We start from the raw sequence: 22642 nt of genomic DNA, 5'->3' as shown, positions 1-22642 counted from the left end.
ATCGGGCTTATTCGGCATCCGCGCGGATCTCGTGGCGGATCGCTTCACGGATCTCGGCGGCGCGTTCCGGCGAAAGGCCCGGCAAGGTGACGACGCTGTTATGGGTGCCCGCGGTGTGGACGACGAGAGTCGCCGTCCCGAACATCTTGTCGAACGGTCCGCGCGTCACATCGATGTGCTGGACGCGCACGAACGGAACGATCGTATCGGTGTGGAACAGCCATCCCCGAACCGTCCGGAGCAAGCGATCGTCGAGTGCATAGCCAAGCCTGCGATAGATGCGTTCGGGTGCAATGATGATACCGCTTAGCGCAATCGCGCCAATCAGCGTTGGGACCAGCCCCGAGAAGAGGGTCTCAGCCAGCAGGACGCGGTCCAGTATCAAAGAGGCAATGAAAACGGGCACCCAGAAGACTGCCGCCCGCGCCCTAAGCGCGTTTCGATAACCGGGTTCGACCGGCTGGATGTCGGCCGGAATGGCAAATGCTGTCATGCGCCGATGATACAGGGCACGCGACCGCTCACAAGGGAATTAGACGGGCTTGTGATAGGCCGTGGAAACGCGGCGGACAGTGCCGGAGCTGGCGCGCATCACGATGCTTTCCGTCGTTGTCGTCCCGCCGCGCTGGCGCTTGACGCCTTTCAACAGCGAGCCGTCGGTAACGCCGGTGGCCGCGAAGATGCAGTCGCCCTTGGCCATATCTTCCATCGAATAGATGCGATCGAGATCCTCTATGCCCCAGCGCTCGGCTCGGGCCCGCTCGTCGTCATTCCGGAACACGAGCCGGCCCTGCATCTGGCCACCGACACAACGCAGCGCAGCGGCTGCGAGCACGCCCTCGGGCGCACCGCCGGTGCCGAGGTAGATGTCGACGCCGGTGTCCTGGTCGGTGGTTGCGATGACGCCAGCGACGTCGCCATCCGGGATCAGCTTGATGCCGCAGCCGAGCGCACGAAGTTCGGCAACGATCGGGTCGTGACGCGGACGGTCCAGCACGCAAGCGATGATCTCATGCGGCTTCACATTCTTGGCAGCGGCCAGCGAACGGACATTGTCCGCTACCGACTTGTCGAGGCTGACCGTTCCTTCCGGATAGCCCGGCCCGATCGCGATCTTCTCCATGTAGACGTCGGGGGCATTGAGGAGGCAGCCCTTCTCGGCGATCGCCAGAACCGCCAGCGCATTGGGCCCGGCATTGGCGGTGATCGTGGTTCCTTCCAGCGGATCGAGCGCAATGTCGATCGCAGGCCCGTCGCCGTTCGAGCAGCCGACCTTCTCGCCGATGTAGAGCATCGGCGCCTCGTCGCGTTCGCCCTCGCCAATGACGACCGTTCCGGCCATCGGCAGCTCGTTGAGCGCGGCGCGCATTGCCTCGACTGCTGCCGCATCGGCCGCGTCATTGTCGCCGCGCCCGATCCAGCTGGAAGCGGCGATGGCGGCAGCCTCGGTGACGCGCACCATTTCAAGGACGAGGACGCGATCTAGAACGTGGCTGGCGCTAACCATGACGGGATTGGCTTTCTGGAGAAGAATCGTTGGCGTGCCGATAGGAGTTGGGGGCGATGCGCGCAACCGGCGAGCATTCAGTCCTCGTCAGCCTCATGTTCGAGGATATGAGCCCGGACGCGGATGGTCTTCGTCCCAAGCCGGGTTTCATGGAGGAAGATGGCAAAGCCGGTTCCGGTCGCGATCATCGCAGCAATGAATAGCAACGCGATGGCCGTGCCGACTTTGTACCCGGTGAGGAAGGCGACGAACAGCAGGATGACGACGATCGAGATCAGGACCGCGGCAAGGACCGAGGTGAAGATGGCGGTGTTCACGACGCCGATCCGACGGTCGAGCACGCGGACTTCCTTTACCAGCCGATCATGTTCTTCGCCCCGGCTCGCCAACACCTTCGGTTCGAGCTGACGCGCACGGTCGATGATTCGGGCCAGCCTTCCGGCGCAGACGTTGAGGAAGGCGCCGAGGCCGGCGAGCAGGAACACCGGGGCGACGGCCAGTTGGATGACCTGGGCCAGATACCTCAGGTCAGGCGTGTGCGGGAGGAGCGAGCTGGCATCCATGCGCGCCGATATGCATCAGCGCGCGGCGGATGGCGAGATTGCGTTGCCGCTAGCCCTCGATGACGACCTTGTTGCCCGGCTTGGTCAGGCCATAGAGCTGCTTGGCGAAGGCCATCGGCAGGCGGATGCACCCGTGACTGGCGGGGTAGCCGGGGGTCACTCCGCCGTGGATCGCAATACCCTTGTCGTCGATATTCTGCATGAAGGGCATCGGCGCATTGTCATATTTCTTCGACCGGTACATCGGCCGCTTCCAATTGATCGTCCAGAAGCCGAGCGGCGTCGGGTGGCCCTTCTTGCCGGTCGAGATGTTGGTCACCCCGATGAGGGAGTCGCCCTTGAAGATGAAGCCGACCTGGTTGGCGATATCGAGCGTGATGTTGATGTCGCCCTCGGCCGGAATGGCAGCCGCTGGAAGCCAGTGATGCTCGCCCGCCTTCAGATGCACTTTGCCGAAGGTGGCGTACATGGCCTGATAGCCTTTTTCCGAGAATCCGTTGGTCCAGCGATAGTTGGTCGGCGGCGCGACCGACACGGGCTGAACGATCCGCGGGGGTGGCGGCGGAGGCGGCGGAACGGTGGAACAGCCGGCCACAACGGCAAGGCCGCTCACAGCAACCAGCGTACGAAGCTTCATCATTACTTGTGACCCCGCCTAAAAAGCCTTGCCGATCAAGTGCATGAGCCGAGGCGCAAGCACAAGCTGGCGCGGTTAACCGACAACCACCGCCGAACGTTCCATCGGCTCGATTTGCCGATAACCGCAGGAATCTCCCGTTAAGGGAAATTTTCTCCGAACCTCGGCCAGCTTGACGCGTTGGGAATGGCGGCTAGCGTGCATGCCCTTGGGGAGTCATATGATGGACAGAACGGGAGTGCCGCTGGTCGGCCTGGGCCAGTTAGTGGTCGTGGCGCTGGTAATTGTCGCGCTCTACGGCTTCCTTCAGGACTTCATGAGCCCCGATTGGCCGGCCTGGATACTCGCCCCATTGCTCTTGATCGGTTTCCGCGGCGCCATTTCCATGACTCGCGAAGGCAGCATCGCCCGGGCGGCGCTATGGCAAACCGGGCTGGTCATCGTCCCGTTCACGGCCATCTACGGCTTGCTGGACATCGTCTTCAAATCCGACGTGCCGGTATGGCTGCTCACCCCGGTCATTGTCGGGTCGCTGTGGCTATTGTTCGCGCAGGTCGTCGACCTCGAATCCGACTAGCCTCCGGCAAGCAGTTTCTTGATCCCGCGCGCCGCCTGGCGAAGGCGCTGCTCATTTTCGACCAGAGCGATCCGGACGAACCCTTCGCCCTCTTCGCCGAAGCCCACGCCCGGCGCGACCGCGACATGCGCCTCAGTCAGCAGCTTCTTTGAAAACTCCATCGATCCCAGATGGCGGAAGGCTTCCGGGATCGGCGCCCAGGCGAACATGCTCGCCATCGGCACAGGGATGTCCCAACCCGCACGGCCGAAACATTCGACCAGCACGTCGCGGCGCTTCTTGTAGAGCTGGCGATTGGCTTCGACGCAGTCCTGCGGCCCGTTGAGCGCCGCAACCGCCGCCGCCTGGATCGGCGTGAAGGCGCCATAGTCGAGGTAGCTCTTGACCCGGGTCAGCGCGCCGATCAGTTGCTCGTTGCCAACAGCAAATCCCATCCGCCAACCGGCCATCGAATAGGTCTTCGACATCGAGGTAAACTCGACGGCGACATCCTTGGCGCCGGGCACCTGCAGGATCGACGGCGTCGGCGTGTCGCCGAAATAGATTTCGGCATAGGCGAGGTCGGAGATGACCCACAGCCCTTCGGCTTTCGCGAACTCGACCAGTTGCTTGTAGAAATCGAGATCCACGACCTGCGCCGTCGGGTTCGACGGATAGCCGATCACCAGCACCTTGGGACGCGGCACCGTATAGCGCATCGCCCGCTCCAGCCGCTCGAAGAAGTCCGGGCCGGGCACGGCCGGGATCGACCGGATCGATGCGCCGGCGATGATGAAGCCGAAGTGGTGGATCGGGTAGCTTGGGTTGGGGGTCAGCACCACGTCGCCGGGCGCCGTGATCGCCTGGGCGAGGTTTGCCAGGCCTTCCTTGCTGCCAAGCGTGACGATCACCTCACGGTCCGGGTCCAGTTCGACTCCGAACCGGCGCTGGTAATAGGCGGCCTGGGCCTTGCGGAGGCCGGGGATACCCTTCGACGCTGAATAGCGGTGGGCGGTCGGCTTGGCCGCCACTTCGGCCAGCTTGTCGATAACATGCTTCGGCGGCGCGCTGTCGGGATTGCCCATGCCGAGGTCGACGATGTCCTCGCCGCGTGCCCGTGCCGCTGCCTTCATCGCATTCACTTCGGCGAAGACGTAGGGCGGCAGGCGGCGGATGCGGTAGAAATCGTCGGTCATGCACCCAGCATGGCGACGATGCTGCAGTGCGGCAAGCCGCTATCGACTGTAGAGCGGCAGTGTCAGCTTTCGGGTAATTGCCAGCGCGCGCAACACGAAACCCGCAATCGCGGCAATCGCGGCCGCGGCCCGTTCCGGCACTCCGGCAACAAAAAGGGCCACGAACAGGCCGGCCGCCAAAGCGGCAGGCGTAATATAAAGCTCGCGACGGAGGAGGATGGTGGGCTCGTTCGCTAATATGTCGCGGATGATGCCCCCGGCGCAGGCGGTAAGGACGCCCATGACAAATGCCGGAATCGGCGACACGCCATAGGTAAGCGCCTTTGACGCTCCATAGATCGCATATGCAGCCATTCCGACCGCGTCGAACCACAAGACCGCGCGCTCGACGATCGCTCGATAGGAGAGGAACCAGACGCCAAGCGCTGCGCCGATGCAGATCAGCAGCGTTGCGTTGGTATTTACCCAGAACACCGGCGCCCCGATCAGCAGGTCGCGAATTGTACCGCCCCCGACGCCCGTTACTACCGCGAAGAAGATGAAGGTGACGAAGTCGAGCTTGCGCTCGGCGGCGGCCAGCGCCCCCGACACGGCGAACACGCCGATGCCGAAATAGTCGAGCATGACGAGCGCGTCGGGGAGGAGAGGCGGCGAGTTCATATGGTGCTCGTCATTGCGAGGAACAAAGTGACGAAGCAATCCATGAATCGCGCCCGGTCACGAAACAGGTTACTGGATTGCTTCGCTCTGCTCGCAATGACGGGTAAGGGATCCAGATGACCGACGAAACCACCACGACCGTTCCAAGCCTCGAGGATTGGCAGCATTGGGCGCTGGTCATGGCAAGAGCCAACCAGATGATCATGGAGGCTTGGGCCGACAATCTCGCCAAGGGCAAGGAAATGCCGGGCTTCGGCCTTCCTGTCCCGCATGCCACCAACGACCCCATGGCCTGGATGACCGCTGGCGCCGAAGCCTGGTCGAAGGGGCTGGACGCATGGAGCAAGGTGCTCGGCCATTATTCGGCGGCCGGCGAGTCCAAGGACCGCCGCTTTGCCTCGCCCGAGTGGCGAGACGACCCGATCTTCGACACGGTCCGGCAAAGCTATCTGGCGATCAGCGACAAGTTGATCGGCACCGTCGAGGAGATTGACGGCCTGGACGATCCGGCCCGGAACCGGCTGCGCTTCGCGACGCAGGGCTTCGTGGACGCGATGAGTCCGGCCAATTTCGTCGCCACCAATCCTGAGGTGATGAAGCGCACAATTGATACCAAGGGCGAAAACCTTCTCGCCGGCCTCAAGAACATGCTCGACGACATTTCGAAGGGCCAGGTGACGCAGAGTCCCGAAGGCGCGTTCGAACTTGGCCGCGACCTGGCGACGACGCCCGGCAAGGTGATCTACGAAACCACGCTGTTCCAGCTGATCCAGTACAGCCCGACCACGGACCAGGTCCTGGAAACGCCTCTGGTCATCTTTCCACCCTGGATCAATCGCTTCTACATCCTCGATCTGACGCCGAAGAAAAGCTTTGTCCGCTGGTGCGTGGAGCAGGGCGTCACCCTGTTCATGGTCAGCTGGAAATCCGCTGATGAGAGCATTCGCGACATCATGATGGACGATTATGTCGCCGCGCAGGAACAGGCGGTCGACGTCGTTCGCGACCTGCTCGGCGTGAAGTCGGTCCACACCATCGGCTATTGCGTTGCCGGGACGACCCTGGCCGCGACCCTCGCCTATCTCGCCGCCGAGAAGAAGGCCGACAAGGTCGCCAGCGTCACCTTCCTGACCGCGCAGGTTGATTTTGAAGATCCCGGCGACCTCAAGCTGTTCGTCGGCGACGAGACCCTGACGACACTACAGCAGCTGACGGCGGAAACAGGGGTGCTCGATGGTCGTGTAATGGCCGCGACCTTCAACCTGCTGCGCGGGCGCGACCTCATCTGGAATTATGTCGTCAACAATTACCTGCTGGGGAAGGAACCGGCGCCGTTCGACCTGCTCCACTGGAACGGGGACGTCACCAACCTTCCGGGTGAATGGCACCGCGACTATCTCGACCGCCTCTACCGGCAGAACCTGATGATCCAGCCCGGCGCGATGAGCGTGCTTGGGGTCCCGATCGATCTCGGCAAGATCGAGACGCCGGCCTATATCCAGGCGGGCCGCGAAGACCATATCGCGCCAGCTCCGAGTGTTTGGAAACTGACCCGGATCCTGAAGGGCCCCAATCGCTTCGTCCTTGCCGGTTCCGGGCATATCGCCGGGGTCGTGAACCCGCCGGCCGCGGAGAAATATCAATATTGGACGAGCGACGAGCCCGCTTCGACGCTCCAGGAATTCATCGCCTATTCGACCGAGCATAAAGGCAGCTGGTGGCCCGACTGGATAGAATGGGTGAAGGGCCTGAACGGAAAGAAGGTGAAGGCCGAAGGCGCGAGGGTTCCGGGCGAAGGCAAGCTAAAGCCGATCGAGGATGCTCCCGGCCGCTATGTCCGGACACGCTGAGCTCAGTATCCGCCTCGCACTGCCGGAGGAGCGGGAGGCGCTGGAAGCGCTTCAGCGCCGTGCATCGCTGGCGCTCGGCGAATATAATGAGCAGCTTGAGGCCGAGCCTGATGCCATCCAGCTACCGATGGAGCAGATCGAACGCGGCGAAGTGATCGTCGCCGAACTTGGCGACTGCATTGCCGGTTTCGCCGCGGTGATCATCGACGACTTTGAAGCCGAGCTCGATGGGCTGTTCGTCGAGCCGGACCTGTGGCGGCGCGGGGTTGGTGCAGCCTTGATCGACGTCGCCGTTCACGAAGCGCGCCGGCAGGGCCTCTCGATGACCGTCATCGCCAACCCATCGGCGCAAGAATTTTACGAGAAGTGCGGGTTCACGGTCGAAGGGGAAGCGCAGACCCGCTTCGGTCCGGCGCTTAGGATGTCGCGGTAGCCTCCGTCATTGCGAGCGAAGCGAAGCAATCCAGAAGATGGATTGCCGCGTCGCCAACGGCTCCTCGCAATGACGTTTAGCAATTCTCATATTTCCAATGCCGCCGTTTCCCCTCGCTCAGCCATTGGACCGCATCGGCAATGCGCTTGGCACGCGTGGCGTCCTGCTTCGCTTCGGCGACCCAATCCAGATATTCGCGCTGGGCAGATGGGGGGAAGCCGTCGAGCACTTCCTGCGCTTTGGCATTGCCCTTGAGCGCGGCGGCAAATTCGGGGTGCATCGTTGCTGGCGGCTTGGGCTCATGCTTGACCTTGCGCGGAGCCGGGGCGGTCCTCGCCAGCGATGCCGCCTCCTGGATTAGCGCATCCAGCTCTGAATCGCTCGGCAGGTCCGCTTCCGACGTCAGCTTCCCAAACTGTCCCATTGCGCCGGCTTTCGGATTGCCATCGCCGATTTCCTGGCCGCGCCAGAAATTGAGTGCGGCGTGCGCCTTGAAGGCGGCCATCATCAGCAGGATCTTGCCATCGACGGTGAAGCCCGGCGCACTCCACTTCATCGTCTCCTCGGCTTCGGGGGCCGCCACATGGACCCGCTCGCGAACCTTCTCGAGGATCGGCCGGGCAAAAGGCGCGGACTTGGCGATATAGGCGTCGATGCGCGGGTCGGTTGTCACAGGATTCCGCCGCCAAGCATCAGCCGGACGACACCGATCAGGATGACGACCAGGTTGAGGTTTCGTCCCGACGTGCTGCTGGACATGGCGCCAAGGCCGGCTCCGATCACCGCCAGCGGGACAATAAACCAGTTAAGAATCCCTAGAAGCGGAATGAAAGCGACCGCCACGCAAACCAGGGCAACGGCGCCAATAATCAACGAAACCAGGTTCAGCATGTCAGGCCCCCTAAAGTTGGGCCCGGGACTTAGCATTTCCTGCCTGCTTTAAAAACGGGCTCAGGATTCCGCGAGTTCGGAGCATTCCTGCTGCGCCTGCAACCGGCGGTCGCGGATCATCGACGACACATAGAGCACCAGGGCGGTCCAGATGCAGCCGAAGGCGATCGCATGCGATGTCGTGAACGGCTCGTCATAGACCGCCACCGCAAGCAGGAACTGCGAGGTCGGGGCAATGAACTGCAACATTCCGACCGTCGAATAGGCCAGCCGCCGGGCCGCGGCGGTGAAGCAAAGCAGCGGAACGGTCGAGACGATTCCGGCCGCCATCAGGAGCATGGTTTCCTGCTCGTTGGTGCCGAACATCGGCCGGCCCTCGGAGCCGCCGACGAGCAGCCAGCCAAGCGCCAGCGGGAAGAGCAGCGCAGTCTCGATGGTCAGTCCTGCAAGCGATTCGACGTGGATGATCTTCCGCAAGAGGCCATAGGTGGCGAAGCTGAAGCAGAGCGTCAGGCTGATCCACAGGGTACCTAGAGCGCCCATGGCCAGCACCGCGATCCCTCCGGCGGCGATCGCCACCGCGGTCCATTGTAGCCTGGTCAGCCGCTCTTTCAGGATGAACCGGCCAAGCAGGATGTTGGCCAGCGGGTTTAGATAGTAGCCCAGGCTTCCGGCCAAGATATGCCCGCTGTTGATCGCATAGACATACAGCAGCCAGTTGGTGCCGATCAGAAGGGCCGTCAGGAACAGCATCGCCATCGCCTTGCGGCTCCGGACCGCGCTTCGGATCTGGTCCCATGCGCGGGCAAGGCTGACCAGGATGATCAGGACGATCAGCGACCAGACGATCCGGTGGGCGACGATGTCGATCGACGGGACCGCCTTCAGCCATTTGAAATAGATGGGAAGGATGCCCCAAAGACCGTAGGCGGCGAGGCCATAGAGAAGGCCGGCGCGGACGCGGCTATCGGCTGGCTGCTGGGGCGTGGGAACGTTCACTTGGCGTGCGCCTAACGGCTGTAACGCCCCAGTCAATCGACATGCTGAACATTTGCTTAGTTGCAAGCGTTGCTCGCCTTTGTCACCTTGCGGGTGCCGGGGCTTAGGCATTCAGGAGTCGCGCATTTGAGGGCTTTTCGGTCCGCCATGCTTTTGCTTGCGATCGGGGCAGGGGGCTGCACCGTCGAGAAGGAAGAAAAGCCGCGCCCGGTGATCACGGCCCCTCCGCAGACCAAAACCGACGTTTGGCTTGGTGTCGCGAATTCTGAAGATGCCAACCGGATTCAGCGCCTTGATACGGCTTGGTCGAACGGCCTGGCGGAAGCCAGGAGCGGCGGCTTCGGCAATGACATACGGGCAGAGGGCCGGTTGCTTGACCCTGATGCCGCACTTCCAAAGCCCGCGCCCACACCCGGAAGCTATAGTTGCCGGATGATCCGGCTTGGCCGTGAACGAGCTCGGGGGCCTGCCTTTCAGAAGTTCAAGCCCTTCTTCTGTTACGTCGACGTCGAGGGTGACCTGTTCACGATCGTCAAGCAAACCGGCAGCCAGCGGCCCGCGGGCCGCTTGTGGGAGGATGATAATGAGAGCCGCCTGATCTTCCTCGGCACGTTGGCGCTGGGCAATGAGGAGGAGGCTCGCGCTTATGGAGAGGATCCAAAGCGTGACATGGCTGGCGTTTTCCAGCGGATCGCACCGTTCGAATGGCGGCTGGTGATTCCCTTCACCCAGTCGGGCGCCCGTCTCGACGTGTTCGAGCTGACGCCGGTCGCCGAACAGCCGAAGGAATGACGGAAAGCGCCGCCGCGCTCGGCGATTGGCAGGAAATCAGGGCACATCTGGTTGCCGCAGCTGCTGCGGGACATGCGCTCAGCTATTCGGAATTGCTCGAGCATCTCGGTTACGGCTTTTCGCGGCCCAAGATGCGCGCCTTGTGCAAGACGCTGGGCGTCGTCGACCGGGATGCCGAGGCGCGGGGCGAGCCGGAACTCGCCGTGCTCGTCGTTCGCCAGTCGGACGGCCTCCCGGGCCAGGGCTGGTGGATCGAAGGTGCCCGGCAACATGGCTATGCCGGCCCGTGGGAAGGACCGAGGGCGAACCGGTTCATCAAGAAGCTGCAGCAGCGCACGTTCGACTATTGGTCCGAGCGCGGCTAAGGGGCCGCCATGGCCCAGGCACCTAGCGACAATGCGCGGACGTTTACCGTCGGCGAGGATGATGACGGAATTCGCCTCGATCGCTGGTTCAAGCGGCACCTTCCCGACATCAGCTTCAATCTCGTCTCGCGTTGGGCGCGGACCGGTCAGCTAAGGGTCGACGGCAAGCGCGCCACACCGGGCGATCGACTGGAAACCGGGCAGGTCCTTCGCGTTCCGCCGGCGGAAGCAGCACCTGCCGAAGGACCGGGCGCCCGCCCGAAACGCATTGTCGAGCCTTTGAGCGACGACGAAGCCGCCTTCGTACAGGAGATGGTGCTGGCCAAGGGACGTGACTGGTTCATGCTCAACAAGCCGCCGGGCCTCGCGACGCAGGGCGGGACCAAGACCGTCCAGCATCTGGATCGGCTGCTCGACGGCCTCGCCGACGAAGGCGGGCAACGTCCGAAGCTGGTCCACCGGCTCGACAAGGATACCAGCGGCGTATTGCTTGTGGCTCGGTCGGCTCGGGCAGCCGGTCACTTCGCCAAGGCTTTCGCGGGCCGCACGGCACGCAAGGTCTATTGGGCGATCATCACCGGCGTTCCTTCCGCCGACGAAGGCGTGATCGACGCCCCGCTCGCCAAGCAGCCCGGCACCGGCGGCGAGAAAATGCATGTCGACCATGAAAGCGGCCTTCCCGCGAGGACCCGCTACCGCCTTATCGATCGGGCCGGGAACCGTGCGGCATGGGTCGAGCTTCAACCACTGACCGGCCGCACCCATCAGCTTCGCGCCCATATGGCGGCGATCGGCCATCCGATCGTCGGCGACGCCAAATATGGCGGGGCGGCTGCCTTCCTGACTGGCGGGGTCAGTCGCAAGCTCCACCTTCACGCCCGGCGGCTGAAGGTCGAAGGACTGGACGGCAAGGCCATCGACCAGACGGCGGAATTGCCGGAGCATTTCGCCGAGAGCCTGGGGATGCTGGGGTTCGACATCATGGCGGGCGAGATGATGCCGCTCGACAATCCTGATCCTGCCAAGTCGCCCGTGACAAAGGCCAAGCGCGCGGCGGCTCATGCGAAGTCCGTGCGCAAGGCCCGCAAGGGCGAACGCCGCGCTCGTGGCGGCGATGGCGGCGGAAAGCCAGCAAAGCGGCCAACCCGGCGCAAATGAACAAGCTCGCGATTTTCGATTGCGACGGGACCCTGGTCGATAGCGGCGCGACCATCCGCGCGGCGCTCGAACAGGCATTCGACGCGCACGGCATTATTTGCCCGCCGATCGAGGTCACCCGGAAAGTCATTGGGCTCAGCCTGATGGAATCGATGGAGCGCCTCGCGCCGGACGGCGATCATGCCGCGCTCACCCAATCCTACAAGGAAGCCTTCTTCGCGATGCGCGGCGCTGGGCAGGTCGACGAACCATTGTTCGACGGCATCATCGAGCTGCTCAACCAGCTGGAGTCGGACGGCTGGCTGCTCGGCGTGGCGACCGGCAAAAGCGATCGCGGTCTTAAATTTTGCCTTGAAGCTCATGGACTTGGCGACAGATTCGTAACCTTGCAGACGGCCGACCGAAATCCATCCAAGCCGCATCCCGGCATGGCGCTGGCGGCCATGGCAGAGGCAGGGGCGGAGCCCGGCCAGACCATCTTCGTCGGCGATACCGGCTGGGACATGGGATGCGCCAGGAGTGCCGGCGCCGGCGCGATCGGCGCAGGGTGGGGCTATCACGAGGTCGAAGAATTGACGGCATATGGTGCTCACACTGTCGCAATGGAGCCGAGCCAAGTGATCGCGCTGGCCAATGATTGGATCGGAAAAAAGTCATGAGAGACGAGGAACTCTGGAGGAAACGCTTTCAGATATTCGCGGCGATCCGGCTCGTCGGAGTTGCGACCTTCCTGCTGGGCCTCGCCATCGCCTTCTCCGACCTTGTTCGCCTTGGCGGATGGCCGCTCCTCGGCGGAATCCTCGCGATCATCGGCGTCGTTGACGCGCTGGTCGCCCCTCGAATCCTGAAGCGCGGTTGGGAGCGGCTTGACCAGTGAAGCGCTTCTGGGAATTGGCGGAAGCAATCGCGATCGATGGTGGCTTCGCGATCGCGCTCGACGGCCGGCGGGTAAAGACCCCCGCAAAGGTGGATTTGATCTTGCCAACTGAGCAACTGGCGCAAGCCGTTGCGGAGGAATGGAACGGCGTCGGCGACAAAATCGATCCGCGGAAAATGCCGCTCACCGGTCTCGCCAATGCGGCGATAGATCGTATTGCGCCGGACAAGGAGCAATTTGCCTCGGGAATCGCGCGCTACGGCGAAGGCGACCTCACATGTTACCGCGCGGAGGGACCGGACGCGCTGGTGCAATGGCAGCAAGAGTCGTGGGATGTACTACTCGAATGGGCTCGACGCCGTTACGACGTCGATTTCGCGATCTGCACCGGCGTTATGCATGTCGAGCAGCCTGCCGACACGGTGCGCAAGCTATCCCATGAGGTGATGGCTCTCGACGCCTTCTACCTCGCTGGCTTCTCGCAAATGGTCACGATCGGCGGATCGCTGGTTGCGGCGCTTGCTGTTCACGAGGAAATGATGCCTGCCGAAGCGGTCTGGGAGGCGGTCAGCCTCGACGACCGATGGCAGCTGGAACAATGGGGCGACGATGCCGAAGCTCGTGCGGCGCTTGATGCGCGGCGGCGGGACTTCCTCGCAGCAGCCCGTTTTCTGGAGCTATTGCGCCGGTGAGCTTGCAACCAGGTCACGGACGAAGCTGACCAGCCCCGCCTGACGCCAGCGTTTCAGCCGCTCCGCATCCAGGATCGAGCGGACCTCGCGCAAGCATTCGTCCATGTCCTCGTTGATCAGGACATAATCATATTCGGCCCAGTGGCTGATTTCGGCCGCGGCACGCTGCATCCGGCCGGCAATGACTTCGTCGCTATCCGTACCGCGCTCATGAAGGCGGCGATCCAGCTCCTTCATCGAAGGCGGCAGGATGAAGACTCGAACCAAATCCTCGCCCATGGCGGCGTGCAGCTGCTGCGTGCCCTGCCAGTCGATGTCGAAAATGACGTCGCGACCTTCCCGGAGGGCTGCCTTGATCGGCGCTTGCGGCGAGCCATAGTGGTGATCGAATACCGGCGCCCACTCCGCGAATTCGCCTTCGCGAACCATCCGCTGGAACTCCGCCTCATCGACGAAGTGATAGTCGACGCCCTCGACCTCGCCGGGCCGCATCGGCCGCGTCGTTGCGCTGATCGACAGGGTGATGTGCGGGTCGGATTCCAGCAGCATTCGGCTGATGGTCGATTTTCCTGCGCCCGAAGGTGACGACAGGACGATCAGAAGGCCGCGGCGGCGGCGGAGCTGGGAGTTGGTCGGGTCGGCCATGTGCGCTGTTGCCTTGGCACCCGCCGCTACGTCAAGCGGCACCGCAAATCCGTTTTATTGTGCAATGCACAAAAAATGCTTGAAACCCATACCGCAGTGCACTATGTTGCACCGCAGCAAAGGAGTTTTTGACGTGGCTGAAGAGACCAAGGTTGAGGGAAAGATCGAAGCGGTTGCCAAGGCTGCCGAAGCACCGGTGAAGGCCGTTGCCGAGACAACTGAAGTAGTTGCTGCCCCGGCGGTTGTGAACACCCCAGTGATCGAAACCAAGCCGGTCGCCAAGGCAAAGCCGAAGGCTCGCCGCACCCGCAAGCCGGCCGCTCCGGTCGTCGAAGCGGTGAAGAAGGTCAACAAGCGCGCAGCGAAGACCGTCAAGCGCGCCCGTAAGGCGACCGTGGCCAAGAAGGCCGCAGCCAGCGTCAAGCAAATCGAAGGGACCAAGACCATGACTTATGATTTCAACCAGCTGTTCGCCGGCTTCCAGCTTCCGGGCGCCGACAAGTACCAGCAGTTCGTTTCCGAAGCCGGTGAGCGTTCGCAGCAGATCGCTGCCAAGTCGCAGAAGGCCGCTGAAGAGCTGAGCGAGCTGACCAAGGCCAATGTCGAAGCGTTCGTCGAAGCCGGCCGCATCGCCGTTGGCGGCGCCAAGGCCCTCGGCCAGGACGTCATTGCTTCGGGCCGTGAAGGCATCGAGCAGGCTTCCGACGCCGTGAAGACCCTGGCTGAAGCCAAGTCGCCGGCCGAATTCTTCCAGATCCAGTCGGAACTGGCTCGCGCTTCGTTCGACCGCATGGTCGCCGAGACGTCGAAGCTGACCGAGCGCGTCGTGAAGCTGGCTGGTGAAGCGGTCGAACCGCTCCAGACCCGCGCCAGCCTCAATGCCGAGCGCATCAACACTTTGGTTGCCTAACCTCTCCCCTCTTGTGTGAGGCAACCCTGTTCGCGGCCGTCCCCTCCCGGGGGCGGCCGCTTTTCTTTTCGGGACATGTGGAGCCTGCCGCCTTGCGGCTCGTTGCGGGGATGCCATATTTTAGGCCGACATGATTGACCGAGTGATTCTGATGGCCGGCGACGAGCCGGGACAAGGCGACGGCCTCGACGAGATCGAGACCGGAGTCGTAACGCGCACGCGTCCGCGGACGAAGAAGCCCAGCAACTACAAGGTGCTGATGCTGAACGACGACTATACTCCGATGGAGTTCGTCGTCCTGGTTCTGCAGCGCTATTTCACCATGGACTTAGAAGATGCGACCCGCGTCATGCTTCAGGTCCACCAGCAGGGCGTGGCCGTGTGCGGGGTCTTCACCTACGAAGTCGCGGAAACGAAAGTTTCTCAGGTCATCGACTTCGCGCGGGAGAATCAGCACCCGCTTCAGTGCACCTTGGAAAAAGCCTGACATCTTGTGAGTCTCATCCGGCGCGCTAAAGCGCGGCAATGGACTCCATTCGCATCACCGGCGGCAAGCGCCTCGAAGGCAAGATCCCGATTTCGGGCGCAAAGAACAGCGCACTGACGCTGCTCCCCTGCGCGTTGCTCACCGACGAGAAGCTGACGCTGGCCAATTTGCCGCGCCTGGCGGACGTCGACAGCTTCGGCCATTTGCTCAACGGTCTCGGCGTCTCGACCTCGGTCGCGGGCGTCAAGAAGGGCGAGGTTGGCCGCAAGATGACTTTGCAGGCGAGCGAGATCGCCTCGACCGTCGCTCCCTATGACATGGTCCGAAAGATGCGGGCCTCGATCCTGGTGCTTGGGCCGATGCTGGCCCGAGCCGGCGAATCGACCGTTTCACTGCCTGGCGGCTGCGCAATCGGCGACCGGCCGATCGACCTTCACCTGAAAGCGCTCGAATGCATGGGCGCGGAGATCGAGATCGCCGCCGGCTATGTGAAGGCCACCGCGCCCAAGGGCCGGCTTCCTGGCGGCGACTTCAGCTTCCCCGTCGTGTCTGTAGGCGCGACCGAAAATGCGCTGATGGCAGCGGTGCTGACGACCGGCCGAACCCAATTGTTCAACGCGGCGCGCGAACCCGAGATCGTCGACCTCTGCAACCTGCTAGTGGCGATGGGCGCGAAGATCGAAGGCATCGGCTCCTCGCACCTCATCATCGACGGCGTCGAAGGCCTGCATGGTTGCGAATATGAAGTAATGCCGGACCGGATCGAAGCGGGCAGCTACGCCTGCGCTGCCGGCATCACCGGCGGTTCGATCGAGCTCGTCGGCGTACGCCCGCACGAGATGCTGGCAACCACCAACGCGCTGGCAGCTGCTGGGCTCGCGATCGAATTCACCGATGGTGGCATGAAGGTCACCGCCCACCAGCCGCTCCGCCCGCTCGCCATCTCGACCGCGCCTTATCCGGGCTTCGCCACCGACATGCAGGCCCAGATCATGGCCATGTTGCTGGTCGCCGAGGGGCAAAGCTTCCTCGAGGAAACCATCTTCGAGAACCGCTACATGCATGTTCCGGAGCTTCGCCGGATGGGCGCTGACATCGAAGTCCATGGCCGATCCGCCATCGTCAAGGGCGGCAATCCGTTGACCGGCGCGCAGGTGATGGCGACCGACCTCCGCGCCTCGATGAGCCTCATTCTCGCCGGCCTCGCGGCCGAGGGGGAGACCGAGGTGCTTCGCGTCTACCACCTCGACCGCGGCTATGAGCGGCTCGAAGAAAAGCTCTCCGCCGTCGGTGCAACCATAGAGCGTGTTAGCGCAGGCTAGTCGGCGGCGGTCAGCTGCGGCTTGCCGTCCAGCTTGATCAGCTTTCCACGCTTCATCACGAAGCCGACATTCTCGAGCAGGCGAACATTGCTCGTCGGGTCTCCGGCAACGGCGATGATGTCCGCTTCCTTGCCCGGTTCGATCGTTCCCACGCGGGCGGAAAGGCCTAGCAGTTCGGCGGCGTCGACGGTCGCGGAACGAATTGCCAGGGCAGGGCTCATCCCGTTCTTGGTCATCAGCGCGAATTCCTCGGCGTTGCGGCCGTGGGGGCTGACGCCGGTATCGGTCCCGAAAGCGATCTTGACGCCGCGCTTGATGGCCTCGCCAAAGCTCTTCTCCGCATTCCCCGCAGCCAGCTTGGCCTTGTCGAACTGGGCAGCTGTCAGTGCGCCGCGCTGTCCGTCAGCCAGTGCCGCAGCAGGCGCCAGCAATGTCGGGACATAGTAAGCGCCGGTTTCCTTGTAGAGCCGGAAGGTCTCTTCGTTGGTGAAGGTGCCATGTTCGATCGAGCTGACGCCGGCACGAAGGGCTGCGTTGACCCCTTCCACCCCATGGGCATGCGCCGCGACTTTCCGGTCGAACGTCCTTGCAGTTGCGACGACGGCCCGCATCTCGTCATCCATCATCTGCTGGTTTAGGCCGCCCGGCACATTCGAAAGGACGCCGCCGGTCGCGGCGATCTTGATGACGTCGGCACCGGCGCTGATCTGCTCGCGAACCGCACGGCGGCAATCGTCGGCGCCGTTGCAGACGTTGCCGGGGTTGGCGACCGCCGCCGCTCCGTCCCGGTTGCGACCGTTGCGCGCATCGCCGTGGCCGCCTGACACCGACACCATCCTGGCGGCGGAAATGATCGTCGGGCCGGCCAGATCACCTGCGTTGATGGCATCTCGCAGGCTGATCACCAGACGCGGATCGCCACCCAGGTCGCGAACGGTCGTGAACCCGGCGAGCAGCGTCTTCCGGGCGTTGATCAGCGCGGTATAGGCTTCGTCCTCATTGTCGCGCGTTGACGCGAGCAATCGCGCCTGGAAGCGATCGTCGAGGCCGCTCAAGTGGACATGGCTGTCGATCAGGCCCGGAAGGACCGTAGCGTTGCGCAAGTCGACGACCTTCGCGCCGGGCACGTCGACGAAGCCGGGCTGGACCGCCTCGATCGTCCGTCCGCGGACGATCACGCTTGCGTTGCTGAGGGCTGCCTTGCCGGGATCGGTCAGGACGGTACCGGCGTGAATGACCGTTACCGCCTCGGGCGTCTGGGCGATTGATGGAGTGGCAAGAGCGAACGCGGCTACGGTCGCGGCAAGTCCGGCGGCAAACTTCATTTCGGTGATTCCCCTGATCGATTTCGAAGGGGAATGGAGCCGGTCAATGGCGCGGATGCAAGCCCCTAGATCGCGTCGAGCGCGTGCAGCACGACGCCGACCAACCCGCCGACAAGCGTTCCGTTGATCCGGATATATTGAAGGTCACGGCCGACTGTCGTTTCCAGTCGGTCGGTTATGGTTTGCGCATCCCACCGGCGAACCGTTTCGCTGACCAGCTTGACGATCGAACCGCCATAGCTGGCGGCCATCCCGGACACGGACCGGCGGACGAACATGTTGATCGCAGACTTGAGGCGCGGGTCGTTCTCCAGGCTCTCGCCCATGGATTTCAGCACATCGCCCAGTTTCCCGGCCATGGCGGCGTCGGGATTGCGGGCGGCGCGGATGATCGCCTCGCGGCCTTTTTGCCAAAGCGTGTCGAGCCACATCGACACCGATTTGTTGTCGAGCAGCTGCTGTTTGATTTCTTCGACCTTCTCCCTGGTTTCGGGCTTTGTCTGGAGGTCGTTCGCCAGGTCGGCCAGCGCCTGCTCAATCTTCACCCTGACTGGATGGGCCGGGTCGGTATGCATGTCGGCGCTGAGCTTTCGCAGCCCATCGACGATCGCATCGGCAAGCTTCGCATCGAGGCCGGCCAGCTTCAGCACCCAATTGGCCCGCTTGTGGACCATATCGCGGATCAGGCCTTCGTTGGCGTCCAGTGCGCGGGCGGTCCATCGGATCGCCGCCTCCAGCATCGGTACATGGCGATCCTCGTTGATCGCCGAGGCCAGCGCGTGCCCAAGGAGCGGCGACACTTCCATCTTGCGGATGCGGTTTGCGATGGATGTCTTGACCAGTCCGCCCAGCCGCTCGTCGTCCAGGCTTTCGAACAGGTCGGCGATGAGACGGCTGGCACCCCTCCGGATGCGCGTTTCCTCGCCTTGGGGCGCCTGGAGGAACCGGCCGACGGCGCCGGCCACATCCATATTCCGCATTCGTCGCGCCACGACGGGGGCGACGAGGAAGTTCTGCTGCAGGAAGTTGGCCAGCGCGTCGCCGATACGATCCTTGTTGCGCGGTATGATCGCGGTGTGCGGGATCGGAAGGCCAAGGGGATGACGGAACAGGGCGGTGACGGCAAACCAGTCGGCCAGGCCGCCGACCATCGCCGCCTCGGCAAATGCTTTCACATAGCCGACCCAGGGATAGGCATGTTCGAAATGCCGGGCGATGACGAAGATCGCCGCCATCACCACCAGCAGCCCGGTTGCGGCAGCCTTCATCCCCGCCGCGCCAGGCTGGGCCGGATTGAACCGGGCAAGAACCGGGGCGGGAGGCGGTGAACTCATCACCGCCACTCTAACCCCAGCGTTGGCGATGTCACTCCGCCGGTTGCGGTGTCATGCGGCCGGGATCTTCATGGCCATGTTCAAGCGTCAGGACGCGCTTGCGCAGCCACGGTCCGACGCGCTTCTCCAGGCCATCCGCCAGGCTGAAGCCGGCCGGCACGATCAACAGGGTGAGCAGCGTCGACAATATGAGGCCGCCGATCACCACCGTGCCCATCGGTGCGCGCCACGCGCCGTCGCCCGACAGCGATACGGCCGTCGGAACCATGCCCGCGACCATCGCCACCGTGGTCATCACGATCGGCTGGGCGCGCTTGTGACCTGCTTCCATCAAGGCTTCGAACTTGGTCATGCCATGGTCCATCATCTCCACGGCAAAGTCGACCAGCAGGATCGAGTTCTTGGCGACGATACCGAACAGCATGAGGATGCCGATGAACACCGGAAGCGACAGGGGCTGACCGATGATCGCCAGCGCGATCAGGCCGCCCAGAGGTGCCAGGAGCAAGGAACCCATGTTGACCAGCGGCGACATGAAGCGGCGGTAGAGCAGCACCAGCACGCCGAACACCAGCATCACGCCGGAGACCAGGGCCACCAGGAAGCCGTTCATCATCTCCGCCTGCCACTCGTCATCGCCAAACGGGGCATTGGAGACGCCCGTCGGGAGGTTGGTCATGGTCGGCAGCGCGTTGATCTTCGCCATCGCTTCGCTCTTGACTACGTTCGGGGCCAGATCCGCGCCGACGAAGATGCGGCGGTTCTGGTTATAACGCTGGATGGTCGTCGGACCGGATCCGAAGCTGATTTCCGCCACTCGGCTCAGCGGGACGCTGCCGCCCGACGTGGTCGGCACCGGCAGGTTGCGGATGGTCTCAAGGTCTCGCCGAGAATTCTCCGGCAGCATGACGCGGATCGGCACCTGTCGGTCGCTCAGCGAGAATTTGGCGCTGTTCTGATCGATGTCGCCCATCGTCGCGATGCGGATCGTCTGGCTCAGCGCGGTCGTCGTCACGCCAAGCTGGGCAGCAAGGTCCAGCTGCGGCTTGATCAGCAGTTCCGGCCGGCGGAGGTCGGCGTTGACCCGCGGTGCCCGGATTTCCTTAAGGTTGCTCATCTCATCGACCAGCTTGCTAGCCGTCTGGTTAAGCAGCACCGGATCCGATCCGGAAAGCATGATCGAAATGTCGCGACCGGTGCCACCCCCGCCGCTCTGCGACATGAAGCTGACCCGCGCATCCGGGATTTGCGCCAGTTGCGGCGTAATATCCCGCTCATAATCGATGCTGCTGCGCTCGCGATCCTTCTTCAGGGTGATGAAGATATTCGCATTGCCTTCGCGGATGCTCTCAAGCGCCGTCAGTGTTTCGGGTTGCTCGTTGATGATGTCCGCAACTTGGTCGGCAACCGCTTCGGTCTGCTCGATCGTGGTTCCCGGGAGCATTTCGATCCTCAGGCGGCTGAAGTCCGAATTGGTGGTCGGGAAGAACTGGCTGGGGAGCGACATGAACATGCCGATCGTCGCGACGAACGACAGGAAGCCGATGCCCATGATCCAAATGCGATGGTCGCGGAAGCGCGCGGTCCACCGGCCGGTAATGAAATCATGATAGCTGGCTGCGCCGCTGTTGGCGGCTCGGATTGCAAGGCCCAGCAGCTTTACCGCCAGGTAGCCGGCGACGAGCGCCAGCACGAACCCAATCGCCATCGGCACGATCGCCGGCAGCTCCAGTGGCGTCATGAGCTTCGGCACCATTGCGATCGTTCCGCCAAAGGCAGCGACGACCAGCAGGATAAAGAAGAACTCGACGAACCAGTAGGCCGGGCGAAGCGGCACGGTCCCCAGCTCGGCGCGCATGGCCTTGGCCTTCGATGAATCGAGCGACCAGCGTAGCACGCTCATGTAATAATCCATGAGCTTGCCTTCGCCGTGCGACTGCGCTCCGTGTGCCTTCAGGAAATAGGCGGCAATGAGCGGCGTGATCATTCGCGCAACGAACAGGCTCATCAGCACGGCCAGAACGACCGTATAGCCGAAATTCTTAAAGAACTGGCCGGAAATGCCGGGCATCATCGCCACCGGCAGGAACACCGCGACGATCGACATGGTGGTCGCGAGCACGGCGAGACCGATTTCGTCAGCTGCATCAATCGACGCCTGATATGCGGATTTACCCATGCGCATGTGGCGCACGATATTTTCGATCTCGACGATCGCGTCGTCGACCAGGACGCCGGCCACGAGGCCCAGCGCGAGGAGTGACAGCGAGTTCAGGGTGATGCCCATCAGGTCCATGAACCAGAAGGCGGGAATCGCCGAGAGCGGAATGGCAATCGCGGAAATCAGGGTCGCCCTGGTGTCGCGCAGGAACAGGAAGACGACCAGGACCGCGAGGACGGCGCCTTCGACCATCGCCAGCATCGAGCTGGAATATTGCTGCTTGGTATAATCGACGCTGGTGAACAGCTCGGTGAACTTGATCCCCGGGTTCTCCTTCTCGATTTTCTCGAGTTCCTTCACCGCATTGTCGTAGACGGTGACGTCGGATGCGCCCTTCGCTCTGGCCATCGAGAAATTGACGACCTGGGCGCCACGGATCTTACCGATACGCTGTTGCTCGCCGAAGCTGTCACTGACGCTGGCAATGTCGGCAAGCTGGACCGTGCGGCCGCCCGGCAGCTGGATCTGGGTTTGCGAAAGTTCATAGGCGTTGACCGCATTGCCGAGGACGCGAACCGATTGGCGTGAGCCGGCGATCTCCGCCCGTCCGCCTGCGGCATTGACGTTCAGCTGCCGTAGCGCCGAGTTGACCTGCGAGGCGGTAACGCCAAGCGACTGCATGCGCGCTGGATCCAGAATGACCCTGATTTCGCGGTCCACGCCGCCGTTGCGCTGGACCTGCGCCATGCCGTTGATCGCCAGCAGCCGCTTTGCGACCGCATCGTCGACGAACCAGCTCAATTGCTCGATCGTCATGTCGGGCGCCGCAACCGCATAATAAGCGATCGGATTGCTGGAGGTGGTTTCCTTCTCGATGAACGGCTCAAGGATCCCGTCCGGCAGCTCTCCGCGGATCTGGTCGATGGCGTTCTTCACTTCGTTGACCGACTGGTTGACGTCGGTGCCCATCTCGAACTCGACCACGGTGGTCGAAGAACCTTCATTTGCCGTCGAGCTGATGCTGCGAACGCCGGTCAGCGTCCTGACGGAGGATTCCACCAGCTGCGTTATCTGGTTCTCGATTTCGGTCGGCGCCGCGCCGGGCTGGCTGATGCTGGCAATGACGACCGGGAACTCGATGTCCGGGGTGTCCTGGACATCCATTCGCATGAACGCAACCAGGCCGGCCAGCGTCAGCCCGATGAACAGCACGATCGGGGGAACCGGGTTACGGATGCACCAGGCCGAGATATTCTTGAAATTCATGCGACTATTCCCAATC

Annotated in this window: 25 protein-coding genes; 12 read left to right on the top strand and 13 right to left on the bottom strand. The window is 63.0% G+C overall.

Annotation, left to right across the window (positions count from 1 at the left end; genetic code table 11):
- Positions 1-7 precede the first annotated feature (7 nt).
- From LZ496_RS06590 to LZ496_RS06575, 4 genes are all read right to left on the bottom strand, one after another.
- The gene (locus tag LZ496_RS06590) at positions 8-493 is read right to left on the bottom strand and encodes a PH domain-containing protein (RefSeq protein ID WP_249903790.1); all 486 of its coding nucleotides are present in this window, start codon (positions 491-493) and stop codon (positions 8-10) included.
- Positions 494-532: 39 nt separating this feature from the next.
- Complete coding sequence (gene glpX / locus LZ496_RS06585; RefSeq protein WP_249903789.1) at positions 533-1507, bottom strand: class II fructose-bisphosphatase; 975 nt, start codon at positions 1505-1507, stop codon at positions 533-535.
- 77 nt (positions 1508-1584) lie between these two features.
- Complete coding sequence (locus LZ496_RS06580) at positions 1585-2070, bottom strand: DUF2721 domain-containing protein (RefSeq protein ID WP_249903788.1); 486 nt, start codon at positions 2068-2070, stop codon at positions 1585-1587.
- Positions 2071-2119: 49 nt separating this feature from the next.
- Positions 2120-2710 (bottom strand): L,D-transpeptidase family protein, encoded by a 591-nt coding sequence (locus LZ496_RS06575; RefSeq protein ID WP_249903787.1) that lies wholly within the window; start codon positions 2708-2710, stop codon positions 2120-2122.
- Between the two features lie 220 nt (positions 2711-2930).
- Between LZ496_RS06575 and LZ496_RS06570 the strand changes: the two genes are divergently transcribed.
- Positions 2931-3284 (top strand): hypothetical protein, encoded by a 354-nt coding sequence (locus tag LZ496_RS06570; RefSeq protein ID WP_249903786.1) that lies wholly within the window; start codon positions 2931-2933, stop codon positions 3282-3284.
- On the opposite strand, the gene LZ496_RS06565 is transcribed toward LZ496_RS06570, so the two are convergent.
- Together LZ496_RS06565 and LZ496_RS06560 are read right to left on the bottom strand one after the other, a co-directional pair.
- Complete coding sequence (locus LZ496_RS06565; protein WP_249903785.1) at positions 3281-4459, bottom strand: LL-diaminopimelate aminotransferase; 1179 nt, start codon at positions 4457-4459, stop codon at positions 3281-3283. The genes LZ496_RS06570 and LZ496_RS06565 overlap by 4 nt on opposite strands.
- Positions 4460-4498: 39 nt before the next feature.
- Positions 4499-5119 (bottom strand): trimeric intracellular cation channel family protein, encoded by a 621-nt coding sequence (locus tag LZ496_RS06560; protein WP_249903784.1) that lies wholly within the window; start codon positions 5117-5119, stop codon positions 4499-4501.
- A gap of 116 nt (positions 5120-5235) precedes the next feature.
- On the opposite strand from LZ496_RS06560, the gene LZ496_RS06555 reads away from it, so the two are divergent.
- Both LZ496_RS06555 and LZ496_RS06550 read left to right on the top strand, forming a co-directional pair.
- Positions 5236-6969: a PHA/PHB synthase family protein gene (locus LZ496_RS06555; protein ID WP_249903783.1), complete on the top strand. Its 1734-nt coding sequence runs from the start codon at positions 5236-5238 to the stop codon at positions 6967-6969.
- Positions 6953-7402 (top strand): GNAT family N-acetyltransferase, encoded by a 450-nt coding sequence (locus LZ496_RS06550; protein WP_249903782.1) that lies wholly within the window; start codon positions 6953-6955, stop codon positions 7400-7402. The genes LZ496_RS06555 and LZ496_RS06550 overlap by 17 nt, the downstream gene beginning before the upstream one ends.
- A 76-nt stretch (positions 7403-7478) precedes the next feature.
- Here the strand turns inward: LZ496_RS06550 and LZ496_RS14055 are convergent, their stop codons facing one another.
- From LZ496_RS14055 to rarD, 3 genes are read right to left on the bottom strand one after another with little or no spacing between them, the layout of a single operon-like run.
- Complete coding sequence (locus LZ496_RS14055; protein ID WP_249903781.1) at positions 7479-8075, bottom strand: YdeI/OmpD-associated family protein; 597 nt, start codon at positions 8073-8075, stop codon at positions 7479-7481.
- Complete coding sequence (locus tag LZ496_RS06540) at positions 8072-8293, bottom strand: hypothetical protein (protein WP_249903780.1); 222 nt, start codon at positions 8291-8293, stop codon at positions 8072-8074. The genes LZ496_RS14055 and LZ496_RS06540 overlap by 4 nt, the downstream gene beginning before the upstream one ends.
- Before the next feature lie 60 nt (positions 8294-8353).
- On the bottom strand, positions 8354-9292 hold the full coding sequence (rarD, locus tag LZ496_RS06535) for an EamA family transporter RarD (protein ID WP_249903779.1): 939 nt from the start codon (positions 9290-9292) through the stop codon (positions 8354-8356).
- Between the two features lie 147 nt (positions 9293-9439).
- On the opposite strand from rarD, the gene LZ496_RS06530 reads away from it, so the two are divergent.
- From LZ496_RS06530 to LZ496_RS06505, 6 genes are read left to right on the top strand one after another with little or no spacing between them, the layout of a single operon-like run.
- Complete coding sequence (locus LZ496_RS06530; protein ID WP_249903778.1) at positions 9440-10084, top strand: DUF4893 domain-containing protein; 645 nt, start codon at positions 9440-9442, stop codon at positions 10082-10084.
- Complete coding sequence (locus LZ496_RS06525) at positions 10081-10449, top strand: ribose-phosphate pyrophosphokinase (protein ID WP_249903777.1); 369 nt, start codon at positions 10081-10083, stop codon at positions 10447-10449. Before LZ496_RS06530 ends, LZ496_RS06525 begins: the two co-directional genes overlap by 4 nt.
- 9 nt (positions 10450-10458) lie before the next feature.
- Positions 10459-11607: an RluA family pseudouridine synthase gene (locus tag LZ496_RS06520; RefSeq protein WP_249903776.1), complete on the top strand. Its 1149-nt coding sequence runs from the start codon at positions 10459-10461 to the stop codon at positions 11605-11607.
- Positions 11604-12266, top strand: a complete 663-nt coding sequence (locus LZ496_RS06515; RefSeq protein WP_249903775.1) for an HAD-IA family hydrolase — start codon at positions 11604-11606, stop codon at positions 12264-12266. Before LZ496_RS06520 ends, LZ496_RS06515 begins: the two co-directional genes overlap by 4 nt.
- Entirely contained in the window at positions 12263-12484 is a 222-nt protein-coding gene (locus LZ496_RS06510) for a hypothetical protein (RefSeq protein WP_249903774.1), read from the top strand. The genes LZ496_RS06515 and LZ496_RS06510 overlap by 4 nt, the downstream gene beginning before the upstream one ends.
- Positions 12481-13176 carry an ATP12 family chaperone protein gene (locus LZ496_RS06505; RefSeq protein WP_249903773.1) on the top strand — a complete coding sequence of 232 codons (696 nt, stop codon included), beginning with the start codon at positions 12481-12483 and terminating at the stop codon, positions 13174-13176. The genes LZ496_RS06510 and LZ496_RS06505 overlap by 4 nt, the downstream gene beginning before the upstream one ends.
- On the opposite strand, the gene gmk is transcribed toward LZ496_RS06505, so the two are convergent.
- Positions 13162-13821, bottom strand: coding sequence for a guanylate kinase (gmk, locus tag LZ496_RS06500; protein WP_249903772.1), 660 nt, complete (start codon positions 13819-13821; stop codon positions 13162-13164). The two genes, LZ496_RS06505 and gmk, sit on opposite strands and share 15 nt — an antisense overlap.
- Positions 13822-13954: 133 nt before the next feature.
- On the opposite strand from gmk, the gene LZ496_RS14050 reads away from it, so the two are divergent.
- From LZ496_RS14050 to murA, 3 genes are all read left to right on the top strand, one after another.
- Complete coding sequence (locus LZ496_RS14050; protein ID WP_249903771.1) at positions 13955-14731, top strand: phasin family protein; 777 nt, start codon at positions 13955-13957, stop codon at positions 14729-14731.
- Positions 14732-14882: 151 nt separating this feature from the next.
- Complete coding sequence (gene clpS, locus LZ496_RS06490) at positions 14883-15218, top strand: ATP-dependent Clp protease adapter ClpS (protein ID WP_249903880.1); 336 nt, start codon at positions 14883-14885, stop codon at positions 15216-15218.
- 38 nt (positions 15219-15256) lie between these two features.
- Positions 15257-16540, top strand: a complete 1284-nt coding sequence (gene murA / locus LZ496_RS06485; protein ID WP_249903770.1) for a UDP-N-acetylglucosamine 1-carboxyvinyltransferase — start codon at positions 15257-15259, stop codon at positions 16538-16540.
- Here the strand turns inward: murA and LZ496_RS06480 are convergent.
- From LZ496_RS06480 to LZ496_RS06470, 3 genes are all read right to left on the bottom strand, one after another.
- Entirely contained in the window at positions 16537-17865 is a 1329-nt protein-coding gene (locus tag LZ496_RS06480; protein ID WP_249903767.1) for a metal-dependent hydrolase family protein, read from the bottom strand. The two genes, murA and LZ496_RS06480, sit on opposite strands and share 4 nt — an antisense overlap.
- Positions 17866-17930: 65 nt before the next feature.
- Positions 17931-19199, bottom strand: a complete 1269-nt coding sequence (locus LZ496_RS06475; protein ID WP_436286456.1) for a DUF445 domain-containing protein — start codon at positions 19197-19199, stop codon at positions 17931-17933.
- Positions 19200-19230: 31 nt separating this feature from the next.
- Complete coding sequence (locus LZ496_RS06470) at positions 19231-22626, bottom strand: efflux RND transporter permease subunit (protein ID WP_249903766.1); 3396 nt, start codon at positions 22624-22626, stop codon at positions 19231-19233.
- Positions 22627-22642 lie beyond the last annotated feature (16 nt).

It is taken from the genome of Sphingomonas caseinilytica (assembly GCF_023516455.1).
Taxonomy (GTDB): Bacteria; Pseudomonadota; Alphaproteobacteria; order Sphingomonadales; family Sphingomonadaceae; genus Sphingomicrobium; species Sphingomicrobium caseinilyticum.
This window is presented reverse-complemented; position numbering and strand designations above follow the sequence as displayed.

Excerpts from the sequence above, each read along its gene's own strand:
- LZ496_RS06590 (WP_249903790.1), bottom strand. The coding sequence starts at position 493 with ATGACAGCATTTGCCATTCCGGCCGACATCCAGCCGGTCGAACCCGGT.
- glpX (WP_249903789.1), bottom strand. The coding sequence starts at position 1,507 with ATGGTTAGCGCCAGCCACGTTCTAGATCGCGTCCTCGTCCTTGAAATG.
- LZ496_RS06580 (WP_249903788.1), bottom strand. The coding sequence starts at position 2,070 with ATGGATGCCAGCTCGCTCCTCCCGCACACGCCTGACCTGAGGTATCTG.
- LZ496_RS06575 (WP_249903787.1), bottom strand. The coding sequence starts at position 2,710 with ATGATGAAGCTTCGTACGCTGGTTGCTGTGAGCGGCCTTGCCGTTGTG.
- LZ496_RS06570 (WP_249903786.1), top strand. The coding sequence starts at position 2,931 with ATGGACAGAACGGGAGTGCCGCTGGTCGGCCTGGGCCAGTTAGTGGTC.
- LZ496_RS06565 (WP_249903785.1), bottom strand. The coding sequence starts at position 4,459 with ATGACCGACGATTTCTACCGCATCCGCCGCCTGCCGCCCTACGTCTTC.
- LZ496_RS06560 (WP_249903784.1), bottom strand. The coding sequence starts at position 5,119 with ATGAACTCGCCGCCTCTCCTCCCCGACGCGCTCGTCATGCTCGACTAT.
- LZ496_RS06555 (WP_249903783.1), top strand. The coding sequence starts at position 5,236 with ATGACCGACGAAACCACCACGACCGTTCCAAGCCTCGAGGATTGGCAG.
- LZ496_RS06550 (WP_249903782.1), top strand. The coding sequence starts at position 6,953 with ATGTCCGGACACGCTGAGCTCAGTATCCGCCTCGCACTGCCGGAGGAG.
- LZ496_RS06540 (WP_249903780.1), bottom strand. The coding sequence starts at position 8,293 with ATGCTGAACCTGGTTTCGTTGATTATTGGCGCCGTTGCCCTGGTTTGC.
- LZ496_RS06530 (WP_249903778.1), top strand. The coding sequence starts at position 9,440 with ATGCTTTTGCTTGCGATCGGGGCAGGGGGCTGCACCGTCGAGAAGGAA.
- LZ496_RS06525 (WP_249903777.1), top strand. The coding sequence starts at position 10,081 with ATGACGGAAAGCGCCGCCGCGCTCGGCGATTGGCAGGAAATCAGGGCA.
- LZ496_RS06520 (WP_249903776.1), top strand. The coding sequence starts at position 10,459 with ATGGCCCAGGCACCTAGCGACAATGCGCGGACGTTTACCGTCGGCGAG.
- LZ496_RS06515 (WP_249903775.1), top strand. The coding sequence starts at position 11,604 with ATGAACAAGCTCGCGATTTTCGATTGCGACGGGACCCTGGTCGATAGC.
- LZ496_RS06510 (WP_249903774.1), top strand. The coding sequence starts at position 12,263 with ATGAGAGACGAGGAACTCTGGAGGAAACGCTTTCAGATATTCGCGGCG.
- gmk (WP_249903772.1), bottom strand. The coding sequence starts at position 13,821 with ATGGCCGACCCGACCAACTCCCAGCTCCGCCGCCGCCGCGGCCTTCTG.
- clpS (WP_249903880.1), top strand. The coding sequence starts at position 14,883 with ATGGCCGGCGACGAGCCGGGACAAGGCGACGGCCTCGACGAGATCGAG.
- murA (WP_249903770.1), top strand. The coding sequence starts at position 15,257 with ATGGACTCCATTCGCATCACCGGCGGCAAGCGCCTCGAAGGCAAGATC.
- LZ496_RS06480 (WP_249903767.1), bottom strand. The coding sequence starts at position 17,865 with ATGAAGTTTGCCGCCGGACTTGCCGCGACCGTAGCCGCGTTCGCTCTT.
- LZ496_RS06475 (WP_436286456.1), bottom strand. The coding sequence starts at position 19,199 with ATGAGTTCACCGCCTCCCGCCCCGGTTCTTGCCCGGTTCAATCCGGCC.
- LZ496_RS06470 (WP_249903766.1), bottom strand. The coding sequence starts at position 22,626 with ATGAATTTCAAGAATATCTCGGCCTGGTGCATCCGTAACCCGGTTCCC.